Source organism: Shewanella subflava, from assembly GCF_025971955.1.
Classification (GTDB): Bacteria; Pseudomonadota; Gammaproteobacteria; order Enterobacterales; family Shewanellaceae; genus Shewanella; species Shewanella subflava.
Map to the genome: position 1 here is coordinate 1 of NZ_JAPDMX010000004.1, position 24,455 is coordinate 24,455.

The window sequence follows — 24,455 nt, forward strand, 5'->3', positions numbered from 1 at the left end:
CAAGGTTCTGCGCTTAAGGCACTAGAAGGCCAGCCAGAGTGGGAAGCTAAAATTATTGAACTAGCTGAAGCTTTAGATACTTATATTCCAGAGCCAGAGCGTGACATCGATAAGCCATTCCTACTACCAATCGAAGACGTATTCTCGATTTCAGGTCGTGGTACAGTGGTAACAGGTCGTGTTGAGCGTGGTATCATCCGCGTATCAGACGAAGTTGAAATTGTAGGTGTTCATGCAACAACTAAGACAACTTGTACTGGTGTAGAAATGTTCCGTAAGCTGCTTGACGAAGGTCGTGCAGGTGAGAACTGTGGTGTGTTATTACGTGGTACTAAGCGTGATGACGTAGAACGTGGTCAAGTACTAGCTAAGCCTGGTTCAATCACTCCACACACTACTTTCGAATCAGAAGTATACGTGTTATCAAAAGAAGAAGGCGGACGTCACACTCCATTCTTCAAAGGTTACCGTCCACAGTTCTACTTCCGTACAACTGACGTAACTGGTACTATCGAGTTACCAGAAGGCGTAGAAATGGTAATGCCTGGTGACAACATCAAGATGGTTGTTACTTTGATTTACCCAATCGCGATGGACGACGGTTTACGTTTCGCTATCCGTGAAGGTGGCCGTACAGTTGGTGCTGGTGTTGTAGCTAAAATCATCGCTTAATCGCGAATTTAGTTCACACTGAAAAAGGAAGCTTCGGCTTCCTTTTTTTATTACTAAAATTTACTGGCAATTTTGTTTTTAACGTGTAAAATGCTGCGCAACAAATTGTGGGTAGAATTCTAGTAGATATATCGCACAATGGGCTTGATCTTCAATATTAGATCTGTATAATTGCCCACTCGCTGCACTAGTGCAGTGAACGAAAGGAAAACCAAATATGGTTTTCATATTCATAGCGACTCCGATTGGGAGTCGAACGGTTAAATCATCTCACTCTGCTTTTCCAAATAGGAAGTAGCTAGAGGGTGATTTTTTATGTGTCCATTTTAGGAGCTCTGGTCAATGCAGAACCAAAGAATCCGTATCCGCTTAAAAGGCTTTGATCATCGTTTAATTGATCAGTCTACAGCGGAAATCGTTGAAACTGCTAAGCGTACAGGCGCGCAGGTACGTGGTCCTATTCCACTACCTACTCGCAAAGAGCGTTATACCGTTTTGATCTCTCCGCACGTTAACAAAGATGCTCGTGACCAGTACGAAATCCGTACTCACAAGCGCTTAGTTGACATCGTAGAGCCAACAGAAAAGACAGTAGACGCATTAATGCGTTTAGATCTTGCGGCTGGTGTCGACGTTCAGATTAGCTTAGGTTAATTGAGATCCTTAGAAGAGGTTTGAGAGATGGCTATCGGTCTTATTGGTCGTAAAGTGGGTATGACTCGCATCTTCACTGAAGATGGCACGTCAATCCCTGTAACAGTGATTGAAGTCACTGGCAACCGCGTTACTCAAGTGAAAACTTTAGAAACTGACGGTTACCGTGCACTACAAGTCACTACAGGTACCAAAAAAGCCAATCGCATCACTAAAGCAGAAGCAGGTCATTTTGCCAAGGGCGGCGTAGAAGCCGGTCGTGGTTTATGGGAAGTGCGTCTAGCAGATGGTGAAGGCGAAGGCATTGAAGTTGGTGCTGAGCTTAATGTTGATATTTTCGCAGAAGTGGCGAAAGTAGACGTTACTGGTCAATCAAAAGGTAAAGGCTTCCAAGGCGGCGTTAAGCGTTGGAACTTCCGTACTCAAGATATGACTCACGGTAACTCTTTGGCACACCGCTCGAATGGTTCTATCGGTCAGAACCAAACGCCTGGTCGTGTATTCAAAGGCAAGAAAATGTCAGGCCATATGGGTGCTGAACAAGTAACAACTCAAAATTTACACGTTGTACGTGTTGATGCAGAGCGTAACTTGTTATTAGTACGCGGCGCAGTTCCAGGCGCTACCAATGGTGACTTGATTATCAAGCCAGCAGTTAAAGCTTAAGGTCTGAGGAGATAGTAATGGAATTGGTATTGAAAGACGCGCAGAGCGCTCTTGAAGTTTCCGAAACTACCTTCGGCCGTGACTTTAACGAGGCACTGGTTCATCAGGTAGTTGTAGCTTACGCTGCAAACGCACGTCAAGGCACTCGTGGCCAAAAGACGCGCGCGGAAGTAACTGGCTCAGGCAAAAAGCCTTGGCGCCAAAAAGGCACAGGCCGCGCTCGTGCCGGTAGTGTTAAAGGCCCGATTTGGCGTGGCGGTGGCGTAACATTCGCTGCTAAAACTCAAGATCACAGCCAAAAAGTTAACAAGAAGATGTACCGTGGTGCTTTAAAAAGCATTCTTTCTGAATTGGTACGTCAAGATCGTTTAGTTGTTGTTGAATCTTTTAGTGTTGATGCTCCTAAAACTAAAGAGCTAAAAGCTAAATTACAAGCAATGAACTTAGAAGACGTTCTAATTGTTACTGCAGAAGTTGATGAGAATTTATTCTTAGCAGCTCGCAACTTATACAAAGTTGACGTTCGTGACGTTGCGGGTCTTGACCCAGTAAGTCTAATTGCGTTCAACACTGTTCTTGTTACTGCTGATGCAGTGAAGCAAATTGAGGAGATGCTAGCATGATCACCGAAGAACGTTTGCTAAAAGTGATTCTTGCTCCACACATCTCTGAAAAGAGTACTGTAGTTGCAGAGAAGAACAACACTGTAGTTTTCCGCGTAGCAATCGATGCGACTAAAGCAGAGATCAAAGCTGCAGTAGCGAAGCTATTTGAAGTTGAAGTAGATTCAGTTCGTACTTTAGTTAACAAAGGCAAAACCAAGCGTACTGGTGCTCGTTCAGGCCGTCGTAGCGATTGGAAAAAAGCTTATGTGACTTTAGCTGCGGGTGCTGACATCGATTTCGTCGGCGGCGCTGAGTAAGCAAAGGAGAATTATCATGGCAGTTATTAAGTGTAAGCCAACCTCTCCAGGTCGTCGCCACGTAGTTAAAGTGGTGAATACGGATCTGCATAAGGGTAAACCTTTTGCTGGCCTGTTGGCGAGAAAAACGAAAAGTGGTGGCCGTAACAATACTGGTCGTATCACTGTCCGTCACGTTGGTGGTGGTCATAAGCAACACTACCGTCTAATCGACTTCAAACGCGATAAAGATGGTATCCCAGGTAAAGTTGAGCGTCTTGAGTACGATCCAAACCGTACTGCACACATTGCTTTGGTATTATACGCAGACGGTGAGCGTCGTTACATTCTTGCTGCTAAAGGCATGCAAGCTGGTGATGCAATCCAATCTGGTAACGATGCTGAAATCAAGACTGGTAATGCTAAAGCATTACGCAACATCCCTGTAGGTTCAGTTGTTCACGCAGTAGAAATGAAGCCTGGTAAAGGTGCTCAGATCGCTCGTTCAGCTGGTGCTTATGTACAAGTTGTTGCTCGTGATGGCGCATACGCTACTCTACGTCTTCGCTCTGGCGAAATGCGTAAAGTACCAGTAGATTGCCGCGCGACATTTGGTGAAGTTGGTAATGCCGAACACATGCTACGCCAGTTAGGTAAAGCAGGTGCTAAGCGCTGGAGAGGCGTACGCCCTACAGTTCGTGGTGTTGCAATGAACCCAGTAGACCATCCACACGGTGGTGGTGAAGGCCGTACTTCTGGTGGACGTCATCCAGTGAGTCCATGGGGTGTGCCAACTAAGGGTTATAAAACTCGTAGTAACAAGCGCACTGATAAGTACATCGTACGTCGTCGTAATAAATAGTAAGAGGATTCGCCATGCCACGTTCTCTCAAGAAAGGTCCCTTCATTGACCTGCACTTGCTGAAGAAGGTAGAGAAAGCGATGGAAGCGGGTGATAAAAAACCAATTAAGACTTGGTCACGCCGCTCAATGATCATCCCAAATATGATTGGGTTGACCATCGCTGTCCATAATGGTCGTCAGCACGTACCTGTGTTCGTAACTGACGAAATGATCGGCCACAAGCTTGGTGAATTTTCACCAACTCGCACTTATCGCGGCCATGCTGCTGATAAGAAAGCGAAGAAGCGTTAATACGGGAGGAATAAGATGGAAGTTTTAGCTAAACATCGTTTTGCTCGTACGTCTGCGCAAAAGGCCCGTCTAGTTGCTGATCAAATTCGCGGATTGCCTGTTTCTAAGGCGCTCGAGATTTTGACCTTCAGCCCAAAGAAAGCCGCCGTACTAGTTAAAAAAGTACTTGACTCAGCTATCGCAAACGCCGAACACAACGAAGGTGCTGACATCGATGAGCTTAAAGTTGGAGCAGTCTTCGTAGACGAAGGCCCAACTATGAAGCGTATCATGCCACGTGCCAAAGGCCGCGCTGATCGTATCATGAAGCGTACCAGCCACATTACTGTGGTTGTATCAGATCGCTAGGAGAAGAGAGCAATGGGACAGAAAGTACATCCTAATGGTATCCGTCTGGGTATCACTAAGCCTTGGATCTCTACCTGGTACGCAGATAAGTCAGACTATGCAAATAATCTGAACAGCGACTGGGAAGTGCGTCAATATTTAACGTCAAAGTTAAAAGCCGCATCAGTATCTAAGATTGTCATTGAACGCCCAGCGAAAAGCATCCGCGTTACTATTCACACCGCCCGTCCAGGTGTTGTGATTGGTAAGAAAGGTGAAGACGTTGAAGTATTACGTGCACATGTGTCTAAAATCACAGGCACTACTGCTCAAATCAACATCGCTGAAATCCGTAAGCCTGAATTAGACGCTAAGCTCGTTGCTGACTCTATTGCTCAGCAGTTAGAGCGCCGTGTAATGTTCCGTCGTGCTATGAAGCGCGCGGTACAAAATGCAATGCGCATTGGTGCCCAAGGTATCAAAGTTGAAGTGAGCGGTCGTCTAGGTGGTGCTGAAATCGCACGTTCTGAATGGTATCGTGAAGGTCGTGTACCTTTACATACTTTACGTGCTGATATCGACTACTCAACAGCAGAAAGTCACACTCAATATGGTGTGATTGGTATTAAAGTTTGGATCTTCAAAGGCGAAGTTCTAGACGGTTTAATCCCTGCTATTGAAGAGCCAAAGCAGCAACCTAAGCGTAAGCCTCGTGGTAAATAGGAGAAACTTTAATGCTGCAACCTAAACGTATGAAGTTTCGCAAGATGTTCAAAGGCCGCAACCGTGGTCTAGCGAACGGTACTGAAGTTAGCTTTGGTACTTTCGGTTTGAAAGCAGTCGGCCGTGGTCGTTTAACTGCACGTCAAATCGAATCTGCACGTCGTGCCATGACACGTCATGTTAAACGTCAAGGACAAATTTGGATTCGAGTTTTTCCTGACAAGCCAATTACCTCTAAGCCTCTTGAAGTGCGTATGGGTAAAGGTAAAGGTAACGTTGAATACTGGGTATGTCAGATTCAACCTGGTAAGGTTCTTTATGAGATGAATGGTGTCTCTGAAACGTTGGCTCGTGAAGCCTTCGCTTTAGCAGCTGCTAAGCTTCCTTTAAAGACTACCTTCGTAACTAAGACGGTGATGTAATGAAAGCGAGCGAACTAAGAGAAAAGAGCGTTGAAGAACTTAACGCTGAATTACTTGGTCTGCTGCGTGAGCAGTTTAACCTGCGTATGCAACACGCTACTGGTCAATTGACTCAAACGAATCAATTGAAGCTAGTGCGTCGTAACATTGCACGTGTTAAGACCATTATTACTTCTAAGGCAGGTGCGTAATGTCTGATAAAATCCGTACTTTGCAAGGTAAAGTAGTTAGTAACAAAATGGACAAGTCTATTACTGTTGCTATTGAGCGCCAAGTGAAACACCCTATTTATGGGAAATACATTAAGCGTACTACAAAGATCCATGCACATGACGAAACTAATCAGTGTAATGAAGGTGACATCGTGACTATTAGTCAATGTCGTCCTCTATCTAAGACTAAGTCTTGGACCCTAGCTGAAGTAGTAACCAAGGCCTAATTTTATTAGGTTAATCTAAACGGCTCCAATAATTTGGGGCCGTTTGTTTTTTTTGCTATGCAATCCGATATTGTGGTGTTATACTTGCGCGCCAATTTTGAGTAAAACTATCCTCAAATTTGGCTAAATATTGTCCCAATATTGGGATTTGTGTAGTAACGATAGCGGAGCACTTAAAATGATCCAAATGCAATCGACTCTTGACGTCGCATGTAACAGTGGCGCACGTAGAGTTCAGTGTATTAAGGTCTTGGGTGGCTCTCATCGTCGTTATGCCGGTATCGGCGACATCATTAAAGTTTCTGTTAAAGAAGCGATTCCTCGCGCTAAAGCGAAGAAAGGTGATGTATATAACGCGGTGGTAGTCCGTACTAAGAAAGGCGTACGTCGTCCAGACGGTTCTGTCATTCGCTTCGATCGGAATGCAGCGGTTTTGCTTAACGCAAACCTTGCACCGATTGGTACTCGTATCTTTGGACCTGTGACACGTGAATTGCGTACAGAGCAATTTATGAAAATTGTGTCATTGGCACCTGAAGTACTGTAAGGAGCTTTCAAAATGGCAGCAAAAATCCGTCGTGAAGACGAAGTAATTGTACTAGCAGGTAAAGACAAGGGTAAACGCGGTAAAGTTTCTCAAGTTCTACCTACTGGTAAATTGATTGTTGAAGGCATCAATCTTGTTAAAAAACACCAAAAGCCAAACCCACAATTGGGCGTAACTGGTGGCGTTATCGAGAAAGAAGCACCGATTCAAGCATCAAACGTAGCGATCTTTAACCAAGCCACAGGCAAGGCAGATCGTGTTGGTTTCCGATTTGAAAACGACCAAAAAGTCCGTTTTTATAAATCGAACAGCGAACTCGTTAAGTAATTTGGAGTAAACGATGGCGAAACTGCATGATAAATATCAAGAGACTGTAGTTGCTGAACTAGCTAAAAAGTTCGGTTATAGCAGTGTCATGCAAGTCCCTCGGATTGAAAAAATCACCCTTAATATGGGTGTAGGCGAAGCTGTTGCAGATAAGAAAGTTATGGAGCACGCGCTTCGTGACATGACTGCAATCGCTGGTCAAAAACCAGTTGTAACTGTTGCTCGTAAATCAGTTGCTGGTTTTAAAATCCGTGAAGGCTACCCTATTGGCTGTAAAGTTACCCTGCGCGGTGAGCGTATGTGGGAATTTTTAGAGCGTCTAGTTGACATTGCAATTCCACGTATTCGTGACTTCCGTGGCCTAAGCGCAAAAGCGTTTGACGGTCGTGGTAACTACGCAATGGGTGTGAAAGAACAGATCATCTTCCCAGAAATCGATTACGATAAAATCGATAAAATTCGTGGTATGGATATCGTTATCACTACTACTGCGAAGAATGACGAAGAAGGTCGTGCTTTGTTGACCGCTTTTAACTTCCCATTTAAGAAATAAGGGTAGCATAATGGCTAAAACATCTATGAAAGCACGTGAAGCAAAACGTGCACAGCTCGTAGCTAAGTATGCTGAAAAGCGTCTAGCACTTAAAGCTACTATCAGCAGCCCAGAGACTTCTGAAGAAGATCGTTGGGACGCAGTACTTAAGTTGCAAGCACTACCACGTGATTCAAGCGCATCGCGTCAACGCAATCGCTGTAATCAAACTGGTCGCCCACATGGCGTTTTACGTAAATTCGGTTTAAGCCGTATTAAATTACGTGAAGCCACTATGCGTGGTGAAGTTCCTGGTCTACGTAAGGCCAGCTGGTAAGCACTTGTCACGGAGTAAGCTAATATGAGCATGCAAGATCCTATTGCGGATATGTTAACCCGTATTCGTAACGGCCAAGCTGCTAACCACGTATCTGTAAAGATGCCTTCAGCTAAGTTAAAAGTAGCAATTGCGAAATTACTTAAAGATGAAGGTTTCATTACTGACTACGCCGTAGCAGATGAAGCTAAGCCTGAATTAGAAATCACTTTAAAGTATTTCCAAGGCAAACCAGTCGTTGAGACTATCCAGCGCGTAAGCCGTCCTGGTCTTCGTATTTACAAAGGTAAAGACGAACTTCCAAAGGTTATGGGCGGTCTGGGTATCGCAATTGTGTCCACTTCTAAAGGCTTGATGACTGATCGTGCCGCCCGCCAAATTGGCACGGGTGGCGAGGTTATCTGCTACGTAGCGTAAGGAGTTAGTAATGTCTCGTGTTGCAAAAGCACCAGTCACTATCCCTGCTGGCGTAGAGGTGACTTTAAACGAACAGACTTTAACCGTCAAAGGCGGTAAAGGAAGTCTGACTCGAGTAATCAACAATGCGGTAAATGTTGTTATCGAAAATGCAGAAGTAAAGTTTCTTCCTGTCGAAGGCGTTGAAGGCGCTTGGGCACAGGCTGGTACTGCACGTGCATTAGTACACAACATGGTTGTTGGTGTCTCTGAAGGTTTTGTGAGAAAACTAAAATTAGTTGGTGTAGGTTACCGTGCGAAAATCGCTGGTAGTGACTTAGATCTAACATTAGGTTTTTCACATCCATTAGTACACAAACTGCCCGCAGGCGTTACTGCAGAATGTCCTAGTCAAACTGAAATCGTCTTAACAGGCGTTGATAAGCAGTTAATAGGTCAAGTTGCAGCCAACATTCGTGGTTACCGTCCACCAGAGCCATACAAAGGCAAAGGTGTTCGCTATGACGACGAAGTTGTACGCCGTAAAGAGGCTAAGAAGAAGTAGGTAACGCGATATGGATAAGAAAACATCTCGCTTACGTCGCGCTACTCGTGCACGTAAGAAGATCCAAGAGCTAGGCGTGAACCGTCTGGTTGTACATCGTACACCGCGTCACATTTATGCTCAGGTGATCAGTCCTGAAGCTCAGGTGTTAGCTGCTGCATCAACTGTTGAAAAAACAGTTAAAGAGCAACTAAAGAGTACCGGAAACGTAGATGCGGCTAAAGCAATTGGTAAATTAGTTGCTGAGCGTGCGATCGAGAAGGGCGTAGCTTCTGTTGCGTTCGACCGTTCTGGTTTCAAGTATCACGGACGTGTGGCTGCATTAGCAGACGCTGCTCGTGAAGCTGGCCTGAAGTTCTAAGGGGTTATAAAATGGCTAAATTAGAAGCTCAGCAAAAAGACGATTTGCAAGAAAAATTGATTGCAGTTAATCGTGTTTCTAAAGTAGTTAAGGGCGGTCGTATCTTTAGCTTCACAGCACTAACAGTAGTGGGTGACGGTAACGGTAAGATTGGCTATGGCTATGGTAAAGCGCGTGAAGTTCCTGCAGCTATTCAAAAAGCAATGGAAAAAGCCCGTCGTAATATTGTGACCGTTGAGTTGAATGCAGGTACTCTGCATCATCCAGTTAAAGGTCGCCATACTGGTTCTCTTGTGTACATGCAACCTGCATCACAAGGTACTGGTATTATTGCCGGTGGCGCAATGCGTGCCGTATTGGAAGTAGCAGGCGTTCATAACGTTCTGTCAAAAGCATACGGTTCTACTAACCCGATCAACATCGTTCGCGCGACTGTAGATGCATTGGTGCATATGAAGTCACCAGCGCAAATCGCAGCTAAGCGTGGCCTGAATGTTGATGAAATTCGAGGTTAAGCACCATGGCTACTAAAACAGTTAAAGTAACACAGACTAAAAGCAGCATCGGTCGTTTACCAAAACACCGTGCTACCCTAACAGGTTTAGGTCTGCGCCGTATTGGTCATACAGTTGAAGTTGAAGATACTCCTTCAGTTCGCGGTATGATCAACAAGGTTTACTACATGGTTTCGGTGGAGGAATAAGATAATGCGTCTAAATACTCTATCTCCAGCAGCAGGTGCTAAATCTGCTCCTAAGCGTGTTGGCCGCGGTATCGGTTCAGGTTTAGGTAAAACAGCAGGTCGTGGTCATAAGGGACAAAAGTCTCGTTCTGGCGGCGGTCCACGCGTTGGTTTTGAAGGCGGTCAAATGCCTCTTAAAATCCGTTTACCTAAGTTTGGTTTTACCTCGCGCAAAGCTTTGGTTTCAGCTGAAGTTCGTTTACTCGAACTAGCAAAAGTTAACGGTGATGTTATCGATTTGAACGCTCTGAAAGATGCGAACGTTATTACTCGCAACATCCAGTTTGCGAAAATCGTTCTTTCAGGTACCATTGAGCGCCCTGTGACTGTTAAAGGTCTAAAGGTAACCAAAGGTGCACGTGCAGCTATTGAAGCTGCCGGCGGTAAGATCGAGGAATAATACGTCGATGGCAAAACCAGGACTTGATTTAAAAAGCGCGAAAGGCGGAGTTTCAGAACTGAAAACTCGTCTTCTGTTCGTGATTGGTGCGATAATCGTCTTTAGAGCGGGTTCGTTCGTGCCAATTCCTGGTATTGACGCAGCTGTATTAGCAGAGCTTTTTGCTCAGCAAAAAGATACCATCCTTGGCATGTTTAACATGTTCTCGGGTGGTGCTTTAGAGCGTGCTTCTATCTTTGCATTAGGTATTATGCCGTATATTTCGGCATCTATCATTATGCAGTTATTGACTGTGGTGCATCCTGCATTAGCTGAATTGAAAAAAGAAGGCGAATCAGGACGTAAGAAAATCAGTCAATATACTCGATACGGCACACTTGTGTTGGGTACATTGCAATCTATCGGTATCGCGACAGGTTTACCAAATTTAGTCCCTGGCCTTGTGGCTAATGTTGGATTTGGTTTCTACTTTGTTGCCGTTGTAAGCTTAGTCACTGGAACCATGTTCCTAATGTGGTTAGGTGAACAAATTACCGAACGTGGCATCGGTAATGGTATCTCGATTTTAATTTTCGCAGGTATCGTTGCAGGTTTACCATCGGCTATCGGCTCAACAGCCGAGCAGGCGCGTCAAGGTGACTTGAATGTATTGGTACTACTGTTGCTCGCGGTTATTGTATTTGCTGTAACGTATTTAGTGGTATTCGTGGAACGTGGACAACGTCGTATCGTTGTTAACTACGCTAAGCGTCAGCAGGGCCGTAAGGTTTTTGCAGCGCAAAGCACCCATTTACCATTAAAAGTGAACATGGCAGGTGTAATTCCACCAATTTTTGCATCCAGCATTATTTTGTTTCCAGGCACACTGGCTCAGTGGTTTGGTCAAAATGAGTCTTTGTCATGGTTAAGCGATTTCGCTTTAGCTGTGTCACCAGGACAACCGCTGTATTCATTATTGTACGCGACAGCAATTATCTTTTTCTGTTTCTTCTATACTGCGTTGGTTTTCAATCCTCGCGAAACAGCGGATAATTTGAAAAAGAGTGGTGCATTCATTCCTGGGATCCGTCCCGGTGAACAGACTTCGCGTTACATTGATAAAGTAATGACTCGTTTAACCTTAGCGGGTGCGATTTACATTACCTTTATCTGCTTAATTCCGGAGTTCATGTTAATTGCGTGGAAAGTACAGTTCTATTTTGGCGGTACTTCACTACTAATTATAGTAGTCGTGATCATGGACTTCATGGCTCAGGTTCAGACCCATATGATGTCTCATCAGTATGAGTCTGTGATGAAGAAAGCTAATCTTGTAAACAAAGCGAATTTAGATCGCTTTGGCAAATAATTAGCTTTTACGGAGTGATGAAATGAAAGTTCGAGCTTCCGTGAAGAAGATCTGCCGTAATTGCAAGATCGTCAAGCGTAGTGGTGTTGTACGCGTTATCTGTGTTGAACCAAAACACAAACAGCGTCAAGGCTAAGTAAGAAGTTGGTCAGCCCAATAATGGGCTGACCAAAAATTTTGTTTGCAAATCTGTCGTCTGTCGAGTATCCTTTCGGGCTTTTCGCAGATGGCCTTTAACTTTAAGGAGTGCATAGTGGCCCGTATCGCTGGCATTAACATTCCTGATCAAAAGCATACAGTCATTGCATTGACTGCTATTTTTGGTATTGGACGTACACGCGCTAGAGCAATCTGCGCATCTACTTCAATTGCTGAAGATGCTAAGATCAAGGAATTGAGCGAAGCTCAAATAGACATTCTACGCGAAGAAGTTGCCAAATATGTTGTAGAAGGTGACTTACGTCGTGAGATTTCAATGAACATCAAGCGTCTTATGGACCTTGGTTGTTATCGTGGTCTCCGCCATCGTCGTAGCCTGCCCCTTCGTGGGCAACGTACTAAGACCAATGCGCGTACGCGTAAAGGTCCACGTAAACCAATCAGAAAGTAACGGGAAGGTAAACCAAAATGGCTAAAGTTCCGTCACGTTCTCCGCGTAAGCGCGTACGTAAACAGGTTGCAGATGGCATGGCTCATATCCATGCATCTTTCAACAACACAATCGTAACCATTACCGATCGTCAAGGTAATGCTTTATCTTGGGCTACCTCAGGTGGTTCTGGTTTCCGTGGTTCACGTAAATCGACCCCGTTTGCTGCACAGGTTGCGGCAGAGCGTGCAGGTATTGCTGCGCAAGATTATGGTGTTAAAAACCTTGAAGTTTTTGTGAAGGGTCCAGGTCCAGGACGTGAATCAGCGATTCGCGCACTGAACGCAGTTGGTTATAAAATTACCAACATTACTGATGTGACACCTATCCCTCACAATGGTTGTCGTCCACCTAAAAAACGTCGTGTATAACACTACGTTATAGGATAGTTGGAGAAAGATCATGGCAAGATACTTGGGTCCTAAGCTCAAGCTCAGCCGCCGAGAAGGTACTGACCTTTTCTTAAAAAGCGGTGTGAGAGCAATTGAATCGAAGTGTAAACTGGAAACTGCACCAGGCCAACATGGCGCTCGTAAGCCACGTTTGTCTGAGTACGGTACTCAGTTACGCGAGAAACAAAAAGTTCGTCGTATTTACGGTGTGTTAGAAAAACAATTCCGTAACTACTATAAAGAAGCTGCGCGTCTAAAAGGCAATACAGGTGAAAACTTGTTACAACTTTTAGAAGTCCGCCTAGATAACGTAGTTTATCGTATGGGTTTTGGTGCTACTCGTGCAGAATCACGTCAGCTAGTAAGCCATAAGTCAATTATGGTTAACGGTCGTGTAGTTAACATTCCGTCATTCAAAGTGTCTGCGAATGATGTTGTAAGCATCCGTGAAAAATCACGCACTCAAGCTCGTATCAAAGCGGCTTTAGAAGTGGCTGGTCAACGCGAAAAGCCTACATGGGTAGAAGTCGACAGTGCGAAAATGGAAGGTGCTTTCAAGCGTCTACCAGAACGTAGCGATTTGTCTGCGGATATTAACGAACAGCTGATCGTCGAGCTTTACTCTAAGTAAAGCTAACAAACAAGAGAGGACACAATGCAGGGTTCTGTTACAGAATTTCTTAAACCGCGTCTCGTTGAAATTGAACAGGTTAATTCAACTCGCGCCAAAGTTACACTAGAGCCACTAGAACGTGGTTTTGGCCATACCTTAGGTAACGCGTTGCGTCGCATCCTATTGTCGTCTATGCCCGGCTGTGCTGTTACAGAAGTCGAGATTGACGGCGTACTGCACGAATACAGCAGTAAGGAAGGCGTACAAGAAGATATCCTTGAGATATTGTTAAATCTTAAAGGTTTAGCGGTAACTATCGAGGGTAAAGACGAGGCAATGCTTACTTTAAGCAAGTCCGGCACAGGCCCTGTTACAGCAGCAGATATCACGCATGATGGCGATGTTACCATCATGAATCCTGATCATATTATCTGTCATTTGACTGGTAATAATGACATCAGCATGCGTATCCGTGTTGAACGTGGTCGTGGTTATGTGCCTGCTTCGGCTCGTGCACAAACTGAAGACGATGATCGTCCAATTGGTCGCTTACTGGTAGATGCGTCATTCTCACCTGTTGCTCGCATTGCATACAATGTAGAAGCTGCTCGTGTTGAACAGCGTACAGACTTAGATAAACTCGTTATCGATATGACCACTAATGGTACTATTGATCCTGAGGAGGCAATTCGTCGCTCAGCAACTATTTTAGCCGAACAGCTAGATGCGTTTGTTGATTTACGTGAGCCAGCAGCTAAGCCTGAGGAAGATGATAAGCCGGAATTCGATCCGATATTGTTGCGTCCTGTCGACGATTTAGAGCTAACTGTACGTTCGGCTAACTGTTTGAAAGCCGAAGCGATTCATTACATCGGTGATCTGGTACAACGCACTGAAGTTGAGTTGCTTAAAACACCTAATTTAGGTAAGAAATCTCTTACTGAAATTAAGGACGTTTTAGCATCTCGCGGACTGTCGTTAGGTATGCGTCTTGAAAACTGGCCTCCAGCTAGTTTAGCAGACGACCTATAAGTCTCAGGTTAGTACAGATTAAGGTTATAAGGATTAGGTCATGCGCCATCGTAAGAGTGGTCGTCAACTAAATCGTAACAGCAGTCATCGCCAAGCTATGTTCCGTAACATGGCATGCTCACTAGTTCGTCATGAGATTATCAAGACAACTGTAGCTAAAGCGAAAGAACTGCGTCGCGTAGTTGAACCTCTAATAACACTAGCTAAAGTAGACAGCGTTGCAAATCGCCGTTTAGCTTTCGCTCGTACCCGCGACGCTGAAGTTGTAGGTAAGTTATTTACTGAATTGGGTCCACGCTTCCAGGAACGTCCTGGTGGTTACACTCGTATTCTTAAGTGCGGTCTTCGTGCCGGTGATAAAGCCCCAATGGCTTACATCGAGTTAGTAGGTCGTCCTGAAGCTGCTGAAGCTGTTGAAGTTGAAGCTGCAGAGTAATTAATTTAATTACTCATTAAAAACCGAGCTTAGGCTCGGTTTTTTTATGTTTGTTGATTTTTGTATTTGCCATACTTTTTCGATTACATCATCTAGCGATGTCTTGTTCCTCTCTCAGTACATCAGACTTCACAAATTTTGAACACAACATACAAGCTAGCAGGGCAGGTTTTTGATAAGTCGTATTCTACGCTCTAAAAATTTAACACCCTCATGAAGTGTTTTCACAACCAAGAATCAGCGGTTATTTATTACCATTACTATCAATCATAGTTTTAACAAATCAATGCATATAACCCTTTTATTTCATTGCTAGTAGCTTGATTTTTGATAGTGGATTTGCGAAGTTGTAATCGAAGGCCAGGCTTGCTGTGGATGTTGTAACTATTTCCTGCTGTTACTAATCGATTTATGTTTGATTATATACAATTGTATATGAATGTTTTAACGCCCGTTTATTCATATTTTTACTGTGTTGATGTTGCGTTAGATTATTTCCTGTTGGCCGTTATTTGTTAAATATTGAATGTTTCAGCCGCCTTTGTATGCATATCGTTATGCTTTAAATTTCGAATTGATTGTTGCTAATCTCAATTTCCTCCTTATATTGTGCTGATGTGCTGATGTGCTGATGTGCTGATGTGCTGATGTGCTGATGTGCTGATGTGCTGATGTGCTGATGTGCTGATGTGCTGATGTGCTGATGTGCTGATGTGCTGATGTGCTGATGTGCTGATGTGCTGATGTGCTGATGTGCTGATGTGCTGATGTGGATTTATTCTCAAGTGCTTACAAGAAAAAAGCCAATCATATGATTGGCTTTTGATTAAGTATCAATAAATTATTGGTACTTATAACCTTCTGATTTAGTTTCTTCTGGATACTCTAACTTTTGATGCGTTTGCCCCATCGCTTCAGCAACTTCTGGTGGCATATAGTTCTCATCATGCTTTGCCAGTACTTCAGTGGCTTCTAGCTTTCCAGATTCAATTAATACCCCCTGAGCTACAATACCTTGTCCTTCACGGAATAAATCCGGCAATAAGTCATCAAAGGTAACAATAATTTCGCCGCCAGCTGAGTCATGAATAGCAAACTCCACATGTAAACTATTTGGATCGCGGATCATAGAGCCCACAGTCACCATGCCACCGACTCGAATTCGTTGTCCTACATCTGGCTTAACGCCTGTATCTTTCTTACCATGAACGATCTCATAGGGCGTGTAGAATAAGTTTAAGTTTGTATTCAATGCATACAATAAAAGAGATGCCACCCCTGCCACACCTACTATAAGCGCAATCGCTAAAGTCAGTCTTTTTTTACGTCTTGGGTTCACGATTTATTACCTCTAGATTCTTTTAAACGTTCTTCTCTGATTATCTTTTTAGAGATCTCAATTAAGACTCTTCTTTTTTGGCCTAAGCTATGAATAATTAAAATTCCTAAACTGCCAAATGTTACTCCGTAGGCTAACCAAACAAAAAATGCGTAGCCACCCATATCTAAAAATGCTGCGAACGAATCAAATTGCATTATTTTGCTGCCTCCGCTTTAGCTAATTCGCGAACCCAAGGACGCATTCCATTACGTGCTAAGACTTCTGCTCTAAATCTGACTAATGTTAATGCGCCAATCATCATTCCAAACCCGAAAATATTGATCAGTAATGGATAGAGCATGTCACCCGTCATGGTTGATTTTTCAGTGATTTTGATTGTGGCTGGCTGGTGCAGACTGCTCCACCATTCAACTGAATACTTAATAATAGGAATGTTAATTACACCTACAATCGCTAAGATACCGGCAGCCCTGGCGGCTAACACTTTATCCTCAAATGAAGCATACAGTGCAATGACACCTAGGTATAAAAACAGTAACACTAACTCGGATGTTAAGCGTGCATCCCATACCCACCATGTACCCCACATAGGTTTACCCCAAGCAGCACCAGTGAATAGGGCGATAAAGGTAATCACAGCCCCAATGGGTGCAATTGAGGCCGCGGCCCAATCGGCAGCTTTAATTTGCCAAACTAGACCGATAAAAGATGCCGTCGCCATACCCATATATGCCGCCATTGACATAGAAGCTGCAGGCACATGGATATAGATAATTCTGAAACTATCACCCTGTTGGTAATCCATAGGAGCGTATAACATGCCCCAAGTTGTACCTACACCGATTAACGCGATTGCTAAACAAGCGAACCAAGGCAGCATTTTTCCTGCTAGATTGTATGAGCGCTCAGGATCTGCGTACGAATTTAGCCATTTCCACATCTTATTCCACATTTTAGTTTGTACTCACTCGTAATGAAGCACCAATTGCAAAGGGTGCCATGATTAAACAACCAACCAGCATGGCGCCAATAATAGCTAGCTGACCATCATAAGGTAAATTCATACCTGCAGCATCGATCGCACTTGTCGCAAAAATCAATACTGGAATATAAAGCGGAAGAATAAGCAGGGTCAGTAACACACCGCCTTTTCTAAGTCCTACTGTAAGTGCCACACCAATGGCACCTAATAACGATAATACAGGTGTTCCTAACGCAAGGGTTGCCATTAATGCCATGTAGCTATTGCTTTCGAGGTGAAGCAATACTGCTAGTAGAGGCGACACCAGAATTAAAGGCACTCCTGTTAAAATCCAATGTGCTAGCACTTTTGCTAACACCATGATAGCTAATGGTTGTGGGCTAAGTAGCATTTGTTCTAAGCTACCGTCGGTGTAATCGGCTTTAAACAAACGCTCAAGAGACAGCATTGACGCAAGCAATGCTGCAACCCAAATTATGCCCGGAGCAACCCGAGTTAAAATTTGTGGTTCAGGCCCAATCCCCAATGGAAAAAGAGTGACCACGATAATAAAAAATAACAGTGGGTTAAAAATGTCACCACGATGTCTCACCGCAATTTTTAAATCACGTTGTAGCAAGGTGATAAACGCACTGGTATAACTAATGCCTCTGTTCATCATTGGACCTTATAAAAAACGATAGTCGAGTTTGATTTTACGAAGACGCGGTTCAGTAATTAAGCTCATATCTTGATGAGTTGTCATAATTACGCATCCACCTTGATCAGCATGAGCTAAAAATAATCGTTCTAGCTCTTCAACACCTTTTTTATCGATTGCGGTAAATGGCTCATCTAGAATCCAAATTTTACAATTGGTATGCCATAATCTTGCCAACGCGGTTCGGCGATGTTGTCCTGCTGAAAGATGGCCTGCTAACGCTTCTTCAAACCCACTGAGGTTTACTTTGGCCAATATGTCAGAAGTTTGGTAGTTATCATAACCACTGATTCTTAAATTGAAGTTAAGATTTTCTTCTGCGGTTAACTCGCTTTTGACTCCTGCAAGGTGACCTAGATAAAGTAAATTTTCGTTAAATTCATCGCGGTTTCGCGTGATGTCTTGCTCTAAATACAGTACATCGCCTGAATAGGGGCGTGATAAGCCCGCTAGAATTCGCAACAAACTGGTTTTGCCAGCACCATTTGGGCCTTCAATTTGAACAATGTCACCAGCGTAAATGCCAAAACTGAGCTCATCGAAAAGTAAACGTTCTTCACGAATACACGTGAGGTTTTGTGCACTGATTAAGGGAGTGGATGGTGTTGTTTTTGTCACTGAACCCTCTATTTTAGCCTGTTAGGAAGTACTTCAAGATATTAACATAAACAGTATTATGCAGTTACCTTTAGCTATGATTAAGTGTTAGCAATTTGATGTAGTTCCAATAAAATTAATAAAGTTGGAACTTTTTCAACATTTCCTAATATATTACCCTGTCCTGTGAACAATTTGTTATTTCTGTACTAAGCTGAGATTGTTATCACAAAAAGGTGAGATTTTTTGCAGTATGTAGTAATCTAGTCTCGCTAAATAAATAGTCTGCCGTTCAAATGACCAGGCAGAGATAAGCTTTGTATGTATTTGCAATTAGGAACGTTGAACATGAAAAAATTGTTAGCAATGACTGCAGTAGCTGCATTAACTTTGTCTGCGAATGTATTTGCTCAAGAAGGTGAAGCTGTTTATAACAAGGCTTGCCAAGTGTGTCACAGCATGGGTGTTGCTGGTGCGCCAAAGTCTCACGATGTTGCGGCTTGGGAACCTCGTATCGCTAAAGGTATTGATGCTCTTTTAAACTCAGTTAAATCTGGTTTAAACGCAATGCCACCAGGCGGTATGTGTACCGATTGTACTGATGAAGATTACAAGAACGCTATTGAGTTCATGTCTAAGTAATGCTTCACTGTAATAATAAAAACCGGCTTAAAGCCGGTTTTTTTATGTCTATTAAATGGATATAAAAAAGGAACCGATTAAGGTTCCTTTCTTCTTTAGTGTTTAGGTTATTGCACTAATGTATTTAGTATCAATGTAGTTTCTCCGCCGACTTTTACAGCTTCAACAACTCCTTTAATATCGCCTGCCTGTGGTTTAACGCTGCCATTTTTAGACAATACCGCAATAATTTCAACTTCGGCTGCACCACTTAGCTTAACATCCCCCCCCATTGAAGTGCTGTCATCCAGTGTTATCGTTAAAGGTAAGTCACTGGCGCTGATTTTGGTCGCCGCTAATGGCACTTTAGGGCCTTGAGTTGCACGGGCGAAAATAAATACTTGGTCACTTGGAGCAACTTTTTCAGCCAGCTCTGGTGCAATACTTACGGCAACATTAACCGTTTTAGTCATTGTTGCATCAGCTTGGGCTGCACTTTTCTTGATGGGGTTATGGGCATCATCATTTGGCATCGCGCCCATATCTGATTGCATGCTCATCTTGGCAGATTGAATTGCATTCATGAGTGCCGTGCGATCGACATCGCTACGGTCACTGTCTAAAATGGCTTGCCATGCATTGATTGCATCTTGGTACTGAGCATTAAAAAATGCATCCATACCGACAAGCAATAATGTGGAGGGATCTTGCGGGTCTAAAGCTAATGATTGATCAATAATCGCTTTAATTGCTGGGGTAATCTTTTGACCTGCTTGGTAGTACATCGCCGTGGCTTTGGGCCCAAGCAGTTCAGCGTGAGTGCCAACTAGCTCCATTACTTTATCAAAAGCAGCAACAGCATGGTTATACTGGTTAGCTGTAATATAAGCATGGCCTAAGCTAAACCAAGCTTGGCTATTTTCGGGATCTTGTTGAACTTGCGCTTCCATCATTTGAACACGTTGAGCCATGATTTGCTCATTGCTCATACCTTCGTGTGGATTGTTTGCCTGAGGTGGATTTGCTAATTCATTATAGGCACCCAGTTGTTGATAGAAATAACCTGATAATGCTAAAACGGCTACTGTCATCACCGATGGCCATAAAATACTTTTAGGTTTTGCTGCAGCAAGTGAATCATCGCCTTGGTGTTTCATATCTTGTAGCAGGCTAATTTCTAATTCTTTCTTTAAAGCGTCGAATTCTGTTTGATCAAGTAAATCGTCTTGAAGCTCTTTTTCAAGAATGCCTAAACGTTCATTGAATAGCTCAAGGTTAGTTTGTTTACGAACGCCAGACTCTTCGGCTTGAAGTAATTTCTGCTGACGAAAATGAGGTACCCAGATCATCATTAAACTGATAATAAGGACAAGCGCGATTAAAATCCAAAATGTGGTCATCGTTTCAATATTCACTTTTAGTTTATAGGAAAGCGGGGTGCCGCTGAGCTTGATTGCTTGATTATACGTAAAGATTATTAATTGAATAGTAATATAAGGAAGATATGAAACTGAATTTTGAGAGTTGGGCACTGCTTCACAATTTAAATTGTTGTCGTAAAGATTGTTGAAACTTTACATTATTTTGTTAGTCACAGTCTTTACTATTGTGAACAGATGTTTTTGATCCTGCTGGACAGAGATAATGCGACCAGCAACTCAGTTTTACATGAAAGTGGCAGACATCAGCAGTAGCAAGCTCTAAAATGATTTAAAATTCGCTTAAGCTAATGTGAGTATAGTAACGTATGCTCATCGTCTGCATTAACGTGGTTTGTTGATATCAAATCAATGTTTTTATAACTAAGGAATACCCATGATTCCAGAAATTGGACATTTTTCACTGATCATTGGCTTGGCATTTGCCATGCTACTCGCCAGTGTCCCATTAATCGGTGCTGCAAAAAAAGACGCGTATCTTGTTAGATATGCATGGCCTCTTGCTTACGGCATGTTCTTTTTTATTCTAATTTCAGTCATTACATTAGGCTATAGTTTTGCGGTTGATGACTTCTCCGTGGCCTATGTTGCTCACCATTCTAATTCACAGCTGCCTATCTTCTTTAAAATAGCAGCGGTTTGGGGCGGGCATGAGGGGTCATTACTCTTTTGGGTATTCTCACTATCTGTTTGGGCCGCAGCAGTAGCCACCTTTAGTAAAGGATTAGAAGAAGTGTTTACCGCAAGGGTCTTAGCAGTACTTGCTATGATCATTGTGGGTTTCAGTTTATTCATGATTCTAACGTCTAGTCCTTTTGAGCGAATCTTCCCTATTCCAATGGAAGGGCGCGATTTAAATCCAATGTTGCAAGATGTTGGATTAATTTTCCATCCACCTATGTTGTATCTGGGTTATGTTGGTTTCTCTGTAAGTTTTGCATTTGCTATCGCAGCACTGATGAGCGGAAGCTTAGATTCAGCCTGGGCTCGCTGGTCTCGTCCATGGACTTTAGCCGCTTGGGTATTTCTAACTGGTGGTATTTCACTGGGCTCTTGGTGGGCTTATTATGAACTTGGCTGGGGTGGCTGGTGGTTCTGGGATCCAGTCGAAAACGCATCATTTATGCCTTGGTTAATTGGTACCGCGCTAGTTCATTCTCTTGTTGTAACCGAAAAGCGTGGGGCATTCCGTAACTGGACCGTGTTGTTATCTATTTTTGCTTTCTCATTAAGCTTATTAGGTACTTTCATTGTTCGTTCGGGTGTATTAACGTCTGTGCATTCATTTGCCGCAGATCCAAGTCGCGGTATGTTCATCCTGCTGTTATTAGCAATCGCCATTGGTGGTTCATTAACATTGTTTGCTTTCCGCGCCAGCGAAATGAGCAGTCCTGCTCGTTTTGAGCTGAAGTCGAAAGAAACCATGCTGTTAGTCTGTAACGTGTTATTAACCGTAGCAGCAGGTACTGTACTACTGGGTACACTTTATCCATTACTTATTGATGCATTAGGTATGGGTAAGATTTCTGTAGGACCTCCATACTTTAATGCGGTATTTGTACCAATTGTGTTGGTGTTATTTGGCTTCATGGGTATTGGTCCAATCATTCGTTGGAAAAAATCAAAACCTGGTGAAATTAAACGTCAATTGTTAGTACCTGCAATGATCTCAGCCGTAGTGGGTTTAATTGTCCCATTCTTAATGGGTGGTGAGTTTAGCGTATGGGTTGCATTGGGTATTGGCGCCGCAACTTGGATAACGCTAGCAACCTTCCGTGCAGCATATAATATTATGAAAGACAAAGAGGGCGGCATCAGCTTAACGCGTATCGGACGCAGCCAACTTGGGATGATTATCGCGCACTTAGGTATTGCAGTGTCAGTGGTCGGTGCCACCATGGTGTCAAACTACTCAATTGAAAAAAGTGTCCGTATGGGGCCTGGTGTCAGTCAAGAGTTAGCAGGTTATACCTTTAAGTACATTGAAACCAAAAATGTTGTTGGTCCAAACTACACCGCTCAGCAAGGGCAAATTGAAATCTATCAAGATGACAAATACGTCACCTTGCTAAAACCTGACCGTCGCCAATACAATGTTCGTACTATGGACATGACTGAAGCGGGCATTGATTGGGGCTTATTCCGTGATTTATATGTCACAATGGGTGACCCAATTAGTGCAACAGAGTTCGCTGTACGTTTAAATTATAAGCCTTATGTTCGTTGGTTATGGTTCGGTTCAATCTTTATGATGGTAGGTGGCTTCCTTGCAGCATCGGATAAACGTTATCGTGTAAAGAAAGCCGTGACTGAAACGGAACAAAAAGCAAAAGATAAGTTAGCTACAGCTTAAAACGGAGAATGTATGAAAAAGTTGGTGCTGTTTATACCACTAGCCTTATTTATGGTGATGGGAATATTCTTATATCAAGGTTTATTCCTTAATCCTCAGAAGCTGGATTCAGCATTAGAAGGAAAGCCGATCCCGGCTTTCCAACTTGAGAGACTTGAAACTCCGGGTGAAATGTTGACCGAGGCTGATTTAAAAGGTCAAGTATCACTGCTTAACGTATGGGCTACTTGGTGCCCAGCGTGTAAATATGAACATCCTTTTTTAACCATGTTATCCCGTCGTAATATCATGCCTATTTACGGCATTAATTATCGTGACGAACGTGCATTGGCAATTAAAGAACTTCGTCGTGAAGGTGATCCTTATACAATCAACCTTTACGATAAAGATGGACGGTTAGGACTAGACCTTGGTGTGTATGGTGCACCGGAAACATTTATTGTTGATCATAACGGTATTATTCGATTCCGTTATGCCGGACCGATAGATCAAAATATCTGGACAGAGACCTTGTATCCAATGGTTCAGCAATTACAAGCCGAAGCTAAAGCTGATGGAGCTGCGTAATGAAATTAGTTAATTTATCTATCACGCTGATTATTGGTTTGCTATTTAATGTCATGGTACAAGCAACACCAGTTGACACCTATGAGTTTAAATCACCCAGTAACCAAAAACGTGCCATTTCGCTAGCGCATGAATTACGTTGCCCACAGTGTCAAAATCAAAACTTAGTCGATTCTAATTCACCTGTCGCGCAAGACTTGCGTTTAGAAGTGTATAAGATGGTTGATGAAGGCAAGTCAGATGAGCAAATTGTTGAGTTTATGACAAGTCGATACGGAGACTTTGTTTTATATAAGCCAAGACTTGATCCCAAAACATACGTTTTATGGATCGGGCCATTCGCATTATTAATCTTCGGATTTATTATTGGTGCAGTGTTAATTCGCCGCCAACGCAATAGTGCTAATGCAGATGTCGAGATGTCAGTAGAAGATCAGCAACAACTTGATGAATTACTGAAACGTAATAAATGATGATATCGTTAAAAACTATGTTTCTCACCGCTGCTGTTATTAGTACAAGTTTACTCATAGTCAACAGCGGTGTTGCATACCCGGGTATGCAACCTACTCAAAAACCAGTTTCTCAAACCGGTTTGGATAAAATTACCATACTGCCGCAACCTTTTCCCATCGCCCAAGTTAACTTCAGCCAATTAAACAATGATCAAATAGATTTTGAAGCGTTTAAAGGCAAAGTCGTCGTTGTGAATATGTGGGCAACATGGTGTCCACCTTGTGTCAGAGAACTTCCTGCATTAGACAGGCTTGCCAATAAAATAGATCAAAGCCAATACACGTTATTGCCTATATCAATAGATGCTGATGGCAAAGAGATAGTACAACCATTTCTAGAGTCCATTGGATTAGCTGAATTTGAATCTTATTTTGATCCTCAGCAAAATCTTCGCGAAGTGTTCCCATTAGAAACTATTCCAGCAACATTTATCTTAAATCCAAAAGGTGAGCTGGTGGCATATGTACGAAGTTATGTGGATTGGGATGATGAAAACGCCATCGCCTTCTTAAAACAGTTTTATACCACAACAGAAAAAGTGGTCAATTAGCCACCTTTTTGGTGGCTAAATAAACGATTTAGATCGCATTAGATTAAAAGATCGCCAAGCGATCTTTTTTTATATAAAAACTTTAAAAAAGGGGTTGCGCAAAAATCTTAGCTCCCTATAATGCGCATCCACTGACACGGCACAGCGCGAAA

Annotated in this window: 40 protein-coding genes; 34 read left to right on the top strand and 6 right to left on the bottom strand. The window is 43.1% G+C overall.

Going from position 1 to position 24,455, the window contains the following annotated elements:
* The 29 genes from OHT75_RS03910 to rplQ all read left to right on the top strand — a co-directional run.
* Positions 1 to 672 (top strand): EF-Tu C-terminal domain-related protein (locus tag OHT75_RS03910; RefSeq protein ID WP_264725151.1); only part of this gene is annotated, 672 nt, incomplete at its 5' end.
* A gap of 342 nt (positions 673 to 1,014) precedes the next feature.
* Positions 1,015 to 1,326 (top strand): 30S ribosomal protein S10, encoded by a 312-nt coding sequence (rpsJ, locus tag OHT75_RS03915; RefSeq protein WP_011635639.1) that lies wholly within the window; start codon positions 1,015 to 1,017, stop codon positions 1,324 to 1,326.
* Positions 1,327 to 1,353: 27 nt separating this feature from the next.
* Complete coding sequence (gene rplC, locus OHT75_RS03920) at positions 1,354 to 1,992, top strand: 50S ribosomal protein L3 (protein WP_188843822.1); 639 nt, start codon at positions 1,354 to 1,356, stop codon at positions 1,990 to 1,992.
* A 17-nt stretch (positions 1,993 to 2,009) separates the two neighbouring features.
* The gene (gene rplD / locus OHT75_RS03925) at positions 2,010 to 2,615 is read left to right on the top strand and encodes a 50S ribosomal protein L4 (RefSeq protein WP_264725162.1); all 606 of its coding nucleotides are present in this window, start codon (positions 2,010 to 2,012) and stop codon (positions 2,613 to 2,615) included.
* Positions 2,612 to 2,914 (top strand): 50S ribosomal protein L23, encoded by a 303-nt coding sequence (gene rplW / locus OHT75_RS03930; RefSeq protein WP_188843818.1) that lies wholly within the window; start codon positions 2,612 to 2,614, stop codon positions 2,912 to 2,914. The genes rplD and rplW overlap by 4 nt, the downstream gene beginning before the upstream one ends.
* 16 nt (positions 2,915 to 2,930) lie before the next feature.
* Positions 2,931 to 3,755 (top strand): 50S ribosomal protein L2, encoded by an 825-nt coding sequence (rplB, locus tag OHT75_RS03935; protein ID WP_188843816.1) that lies wholly within the window; start codon positions 2,931 to 2,933, stop codon positions 3,753 to 3,755.
* Positions 3,756 to 3,769: 14 nt separating this feature from the next.
* The gene (gene rpsS, locus OHT75_RS03940; protein WP_006083596.1) at positions 3,770 to 4,048 is read left to right on the top strand and encodes a 30S ribosomal protein S19; all 279 of its coding nucleotides are present in this window, start codon (positions 3,770 to 3,772) and stop codon (positions 4,046 to 4,048) included.
* Positions 4,049 to 4,063: 15 nt separating this feature from the next.
* The gene (gene rplV, locus OHT75_RS03945; protein WP_160056441.1) at positions 4,064 to 4,396 is read left to right on the top strand and encodes a 50S ribosomal protein L22; all 333 of its coding nucleotides are present in this window, start codon (positions 4,064 to 4,066) and stop codon (positions 4,394 to 4,396) included.
* A 12-nt stretch (positions 4,397 to 4,408) separates the two neighbouring features.
* Positions 4,409 to 5,098, top strand: a complete 690-nt coding sequence (rpsC, locus tag OHT75_RS03950; protein WP_188843814.1) for a 30S ribosomal protein S3 — start codon at positions 4,409 to 4,411, stop codon at positions 5,096 to 5,098.
* Between the two features lie 11 nt (positions 5,099 to 5,109).
* Positions 5,110 to 5,520: a 50S ribosomal protein L16 gene (gene rplP, locus OHT75_RS03955; protein WP_160056437.1), complete on the top strand. Its 411-nt coding sequence runs from the start codon at positions 5,110 to 5,112 to the stop codon at positions 5,518 to 5,520.
* Positions 5,520 to 5,711: a 50S ribosomal protein L29 gene (gene rpmC, locus OHT75_RS03960; RefSeq protein WP_006083592.1), complete on the top strand. Its 192-nt coding sequence runs from the start codon at positions 5,520 to 5,522 to the stop codon at positions 5,709 to 5,711. The genes rplP and rpmC overlap by 1 nt, the downstream gene beginning before the upstream one ends.
* Entirely contained in the window at positions 5,711 to 5,959 is a 249-nt protein-coding gene (gene rpsQ / locus OHT75_RS03965) for a 30S ribosomal protein S17 (protein WP_188843813.1), read from the top strand. The genes rpmC and rpsQ overlap by 1 nt, the downstream gene beginning before the upstream one ends.
* A gap of 178 nt (positions 5,960 to 6,137) precedes the next feature.
* Positions 6,138 to 6,506 (top strand): 50S ribosomal protein L14, encoded by a 369-nt coding sequence (gene rplN / locus OHT75_RS03970; RefSeq protein ID WP_011494644.1) that lies wholly within the window; start codon positions 6,138 to 6,140, stop codon positions 6,504 to 6,506.
* A gap of 12 nt (positions 6,507 to 6,518) precedes the next feature.
* Entirely contained in the window at positions 6,519 to 6,833 is a 315-nt protein-coding gene (rplX, locus tag OHT75_RS03975; RefSeq protein ID WP_188843811.1) for a 50S ribosomal protein L24, read from the top strand.
* 13 nt (positions 6,834 to 6,846) lie between these two features.
* The gene (gene rplE, locus OHT75_RS03980; protein ID WP_160056431.1) at positions 6,847 to 7,386 is read left to right on the top strand and encodes a 50S ribosomal protein L5; all 540 of its coding nucleotides are present in this window, start codon (positions 6,847 to 6,849) and stop codon (positions 7,384 to 7,386) included.
* 10 nt (positions 7,387 to 7,396) lie between these two features.
* Complete coding sequence (gene rpsN / locus OHT75_RS03985) at positions 7,397 to 7,702, top strand: 30S ribosomal protein S14 (protein WP_188843809.1); 306 nt, start codon at positions 7,397 to 7,399, stop codon at positions 7,700 to 7,702.
* 24 nt (positions 7,703 to 7,726) lie between these two features.
* Complete coding sequence (gene rpsH, locus OHT75_RS03990) at positions 7,727 to 8,119, top strand: 30S ribosomal protein S8 (protein WP_264725166.1); 393 nt, start codon at positions 7,727 to 7,729, stop codon at positions 8,117 to 8,119.
* A 10-nt stretch (positions 8,120 to 8,129) separates the two neighbouring features.
* Positions 8,130 to 8,663: a 50S ribosomal protein L6 gene (rplF, locus tag OHT75_RS03995; protein ID WP_264725167.1), complete on the top strand. Its 534-nt coding sequence runs from the start codon at positions 8,130 to 8,132 to the stop codon at positions 8,661 to 8,663.
* 10 nt (positions 8,664 to 8,673) lie between these two features.
* Positions 8,674 to 9,024: a 50S ribosomal protein L18 gene (gene rplR / locus OHT75_RS04000; protein WP_264725168.1), complete on the top strand. Its 351-nt coding sequence runs from the start codon at positions 8,674 to 8,676 to the stop codon at positions 9,022 to 9,024.
* Between the two features lie 11 nt (positions 9,025 to 9,035).
* Positions 9,036 to 9,539: a 30S ribosomal protein S5 gene (gene rpsE / locus OHT75_RS04005; protein ID WP_076502247.1), complete on the top strand. Its 504-nt coding sequence runs from the start codon at positions 9,036 to 9,038 to the stop codon at positions 9,537 to 9,539.
* 5 nt (positions 9,540 to 9,544) lie between these two features.
* Positions 9,545 to 9,727, top strand: a complete 183-nt coding sequence (gene rpmD / locus OHT75_RS04010) for a 50S ribosomal protein L30 (RefSeq protein ID WP_188843803.1) — start codon at positions 9,545 to 9,547, stop codon at positions 9,725 to 9,727.
* A 4-nt stretch (positions 9,728 to 9,731) separates the two neighbouring features.
* Positions 9,732 to 10,166, top strand: coding sequence for a 50S ribosomal protein L15 (gene rplO / locus OHT75_RS04015; RefSeq protein WP_167674717.1), 435 nt, complete (start codon positions 9,732 to 9,734; stop codon positions 10,164 to 10,166).
* Positions 10,167 to 10,173: 7 nt separating this feature from the next.
* Positions 10,174 to 11,514 (top strand): preprotein translocase subunit SecY, encoded by a 1,341-nt coding sequence (secY, locus tag OHT75_RS04020; protein ID WP_188843798.1) that lies wholly within the window; start codon positions 10,174 to 10,176, stop codon positions 11,512 to 11,514.
* A gap of 22 nt (positions 11,515 to 11,536) precedes the next feature.
* The gene (gene rpmJ / locus OHT75_RS04025; protein ID WP_006083579.1) at positions 11,537 to 11,650 is read left to right on the top strand and encodes a 50S ribosomal protein L36; all 114 of its coding nucleotides are present in this window, start codon (positions 11,537 to 11,539) and stop codon (positions 11,648 to 11,650) included.
* 117 nt (positions 11,651 to 11,767) lie between these two features.
* On the top strand, positions 11,768 to 12,124 hold the full coding sequence (rpsM, locus tag OHT75_RS04030; RefSeq protein ID WP_188843796.1) for a 30S ribosomal protein S13: 357 nt from the start codon (positions 11,768 to 11,770) through the stop codon (positions 12,122 to 12,124).
* Positions 12,125 to 12,141: 17 nt separating this feature from the next.
* On the top strand, positions 12,142 to 12,534 hold the full coding sequence (rpsK, locus tag OHT75_RS04035) for a 30S ribosomal protein S11 (protein WP_011635661.1): 393 nt from the start codon (positions 12,142 to 12,144) through the stop codon (positions 12,532 to 12,534).
* Between the two features lie 31 nt (positions 12,535 to 12,565).
* A complete protein-coding gene (rpsD, locus tag OHT75_RS04040) occupies positions 12,566 to 13,186 on the top strand; it encodes a 30S ribosomal protein S4 (protein ID WP_188843794.1) in 621 nt (206 codons plus the stop codon).
* Positions 13,187 to 13,210: 24 nt separating this feature from the next.
* Positions 13,211 to 14,200 carry a DNA-directed RNA polymerase subunit alpha gene (locus OHT75_RS04045; protein WP_188843792.1) on the top strand — a complete coding sequence of 330 codons (990 nt, stop codon included), beginning with the start codon at positions 13,211 to 13,213 and terminating at the stop codon, positions 14,198 to 14,200.
* Between the two features lie 40 nt (positions 14,201 to 14,240).
* Positions 14,241 to 14,636, top strand: a complete 396-nt coding sequence (gene rplQ / locus OHT75_RS04050) for a 50S ribosomal protein L17 (RefSeq protein ID WP_188843790.1) — start codon at positions 14,241 to 14,243, stop codon at positions 14,634 to 14,636.
* Between the two features lie 841 nt (positions 14,637 to 15,477).
* On the opposite strand, the gene ccmE is transcribed toward rplQ, so the two are convergent.
* From ccmE to ccmA, 5 genes are read right to left on the bottom strand one after another with little or no spacing between them, the layout of a single operon-like run.
* Positions 15,478 to 15,975, bottom strand: a complete 498-nt coding sequence (ccmE, locus tag OHT75_RS04055; RefSeq protein WP_264725172.1) for a cytochrome c maturation protein CcmE — start codon at positions 15,973 to 15,975, stop codon at positions 15,478 to 15,480.
* Complete coding sequence (ccmD, locus tag OHT75_RS04060) at positions 15,972 to 16,172, bottom strand: heme exporter protein CcmD (protein ID WP_264725173.1); 201 nt, start codon at positions 16,170 to 16,172, stop codon at positions 15,972 to 15,974. Before ccmD ends, ccmE begins: the two co-directional genes overlap by 4 nt.
* Positions 16,172 to 16,918 (bottom strand): heme ABC transporter permease, encoded by a 747-nt coding sequence (locus OHT75_RS04065; protein WP_264725174.1) that lies wholly within the window; start codon positions 16,916 to 16,918, stop codon positions 16,172 to 16,174. The genes ccmD and OHT75_RS04065 overlap by 1 nt, the downstream gene beginning before the upstream one ends.
* 13 nt (positions 16,919 to 16,931) lie before the next feature.
* A complete protein-coding gene (gene ccmB / locus OHT75_RS04070; protein WP_264725182.1) occupies positions 16,932 to 17,618 on the bottom strand; it encodes a heme exporter protein CcmB in 687 nt (228 codons plus the stop codon).
* Between the two features lie 9 nt (positions 17,619 to 17,627).
* The gene (gene ccmA, locus OHT75_RS04075) at positions 17,628 to 18,278 is read right to left on the bottom strand and encodes a cytochrome c biogenesis heme-transporting ATPase CcmA (protein WP_264725175.1); all 651 of its coding nucleotides are present in this window, start codon (positions 18,276 to 18,278) and stop codon (positions 17,628 to 17,630) included.
* Positions 18,279 to 18,605: 327 nt separating this feature from the next.
* On the opposite strand from ccmA, the gene OHT75_RS04080 reads away from it, so the two are divergent.
* The gene (locus OHT75_RS04080) at positions 18,606 to 18,899 is read left to right on the top strand and encodes a c-type cytochrome (RefSeq protein WP_264725176.1); all 294 of its coding nucleotides are present in this window, start codon (positions 18,606 to 18,608) and stop codon (positions 18,897 to 18,899) included.
* Positions 18,900 to 19,006: 107 nt separating this feature from the next.
* Here the strand turns inward: OHT75_RS04080 and ccmI are convergent, their stop codons facing one another.
* The gene (gene ccmI, locus OHT75_RS04085) at positions 19,007 to 20,278 is read right to left on the bottom strand and encodes a c-type cytochrome biogenesis protein CcmI (protein ID WP_264725178.1); all 1,272 of its coding nucleotides are present in this window, start codon (positions 20,276 to 20,278) and stop codon (positions 19,007 to 19,009) included.
* A 415-nt stretch (positions 20,279 to 20,693) separates the two neighbouring features.
* Here ccmI and OHT75_RS04090 point away from each other — a divergent pair, with 415 nt between their 5' ends.
* Genes OHT75_RS04090 through OHT75_RS04105 form a run of 4 tightly spaced genes read left to right on the top strand, consistent with a single transcriptional unit; the run spans position 20,694 to position 24,303 of the window.
* A complete protein-coding gene (locus OHT75_RS04090; protein WP_264725179.1) occupies positions 20,694 to 22,670 on the top strand; it encodes a heme lyase CcmF/NrfE family subunit in 1,977 nt (658 codons plus the stop codon).
* Positions 22,671 to 22,682: 12 nt separating this feature from the next.
* Positions 22,683 to 23,237 carry a DsbE family thiol:disulfide interchange protein gene (locus OHT75_RS04095; protein ID WP_264725180.1) on the top strand — a complete coding sequence of 185 codons (555 nt, stop codon included), beginning with the start codon at positions 22,683 to 22,685 and terminating at the stop codon, positions 23,235 to 23,237.
* The gene (nrfF, locus tag OHT75_RS04100) at positions 23,237 to 23,710 is read left to right on the top strand and encodes a heme lyase NrfEFG subunit NrfF (RefSeq protein WP_264725181.1); all 474 of its coding nucleotides are present in this window, start codon (positions 23,237 to 23,239) and stop codon (positions 23,708 to 23,710) included. The genes OHT75_RS04095 and nrfF overlap by 1 nt, the downstream gene beginning before the upstream one ends.
* A 17-nt stretch (positions 23,711 to 23,727) precedes the next feature.
* Positions 23,728 to 24,303, top strand: a complete 576-nt coding sequence (locus OHT75_RS04105) for a TlpA disulfide reductase family protein (protein ID WP_264725183.1) — start codon at positions 23,728 to 23,730, stop codon at positions 24,301 to 24,303.
* The last annotated feature ends 152 nt before the right edge of the window (positions 24,304 to 24,455 follow it).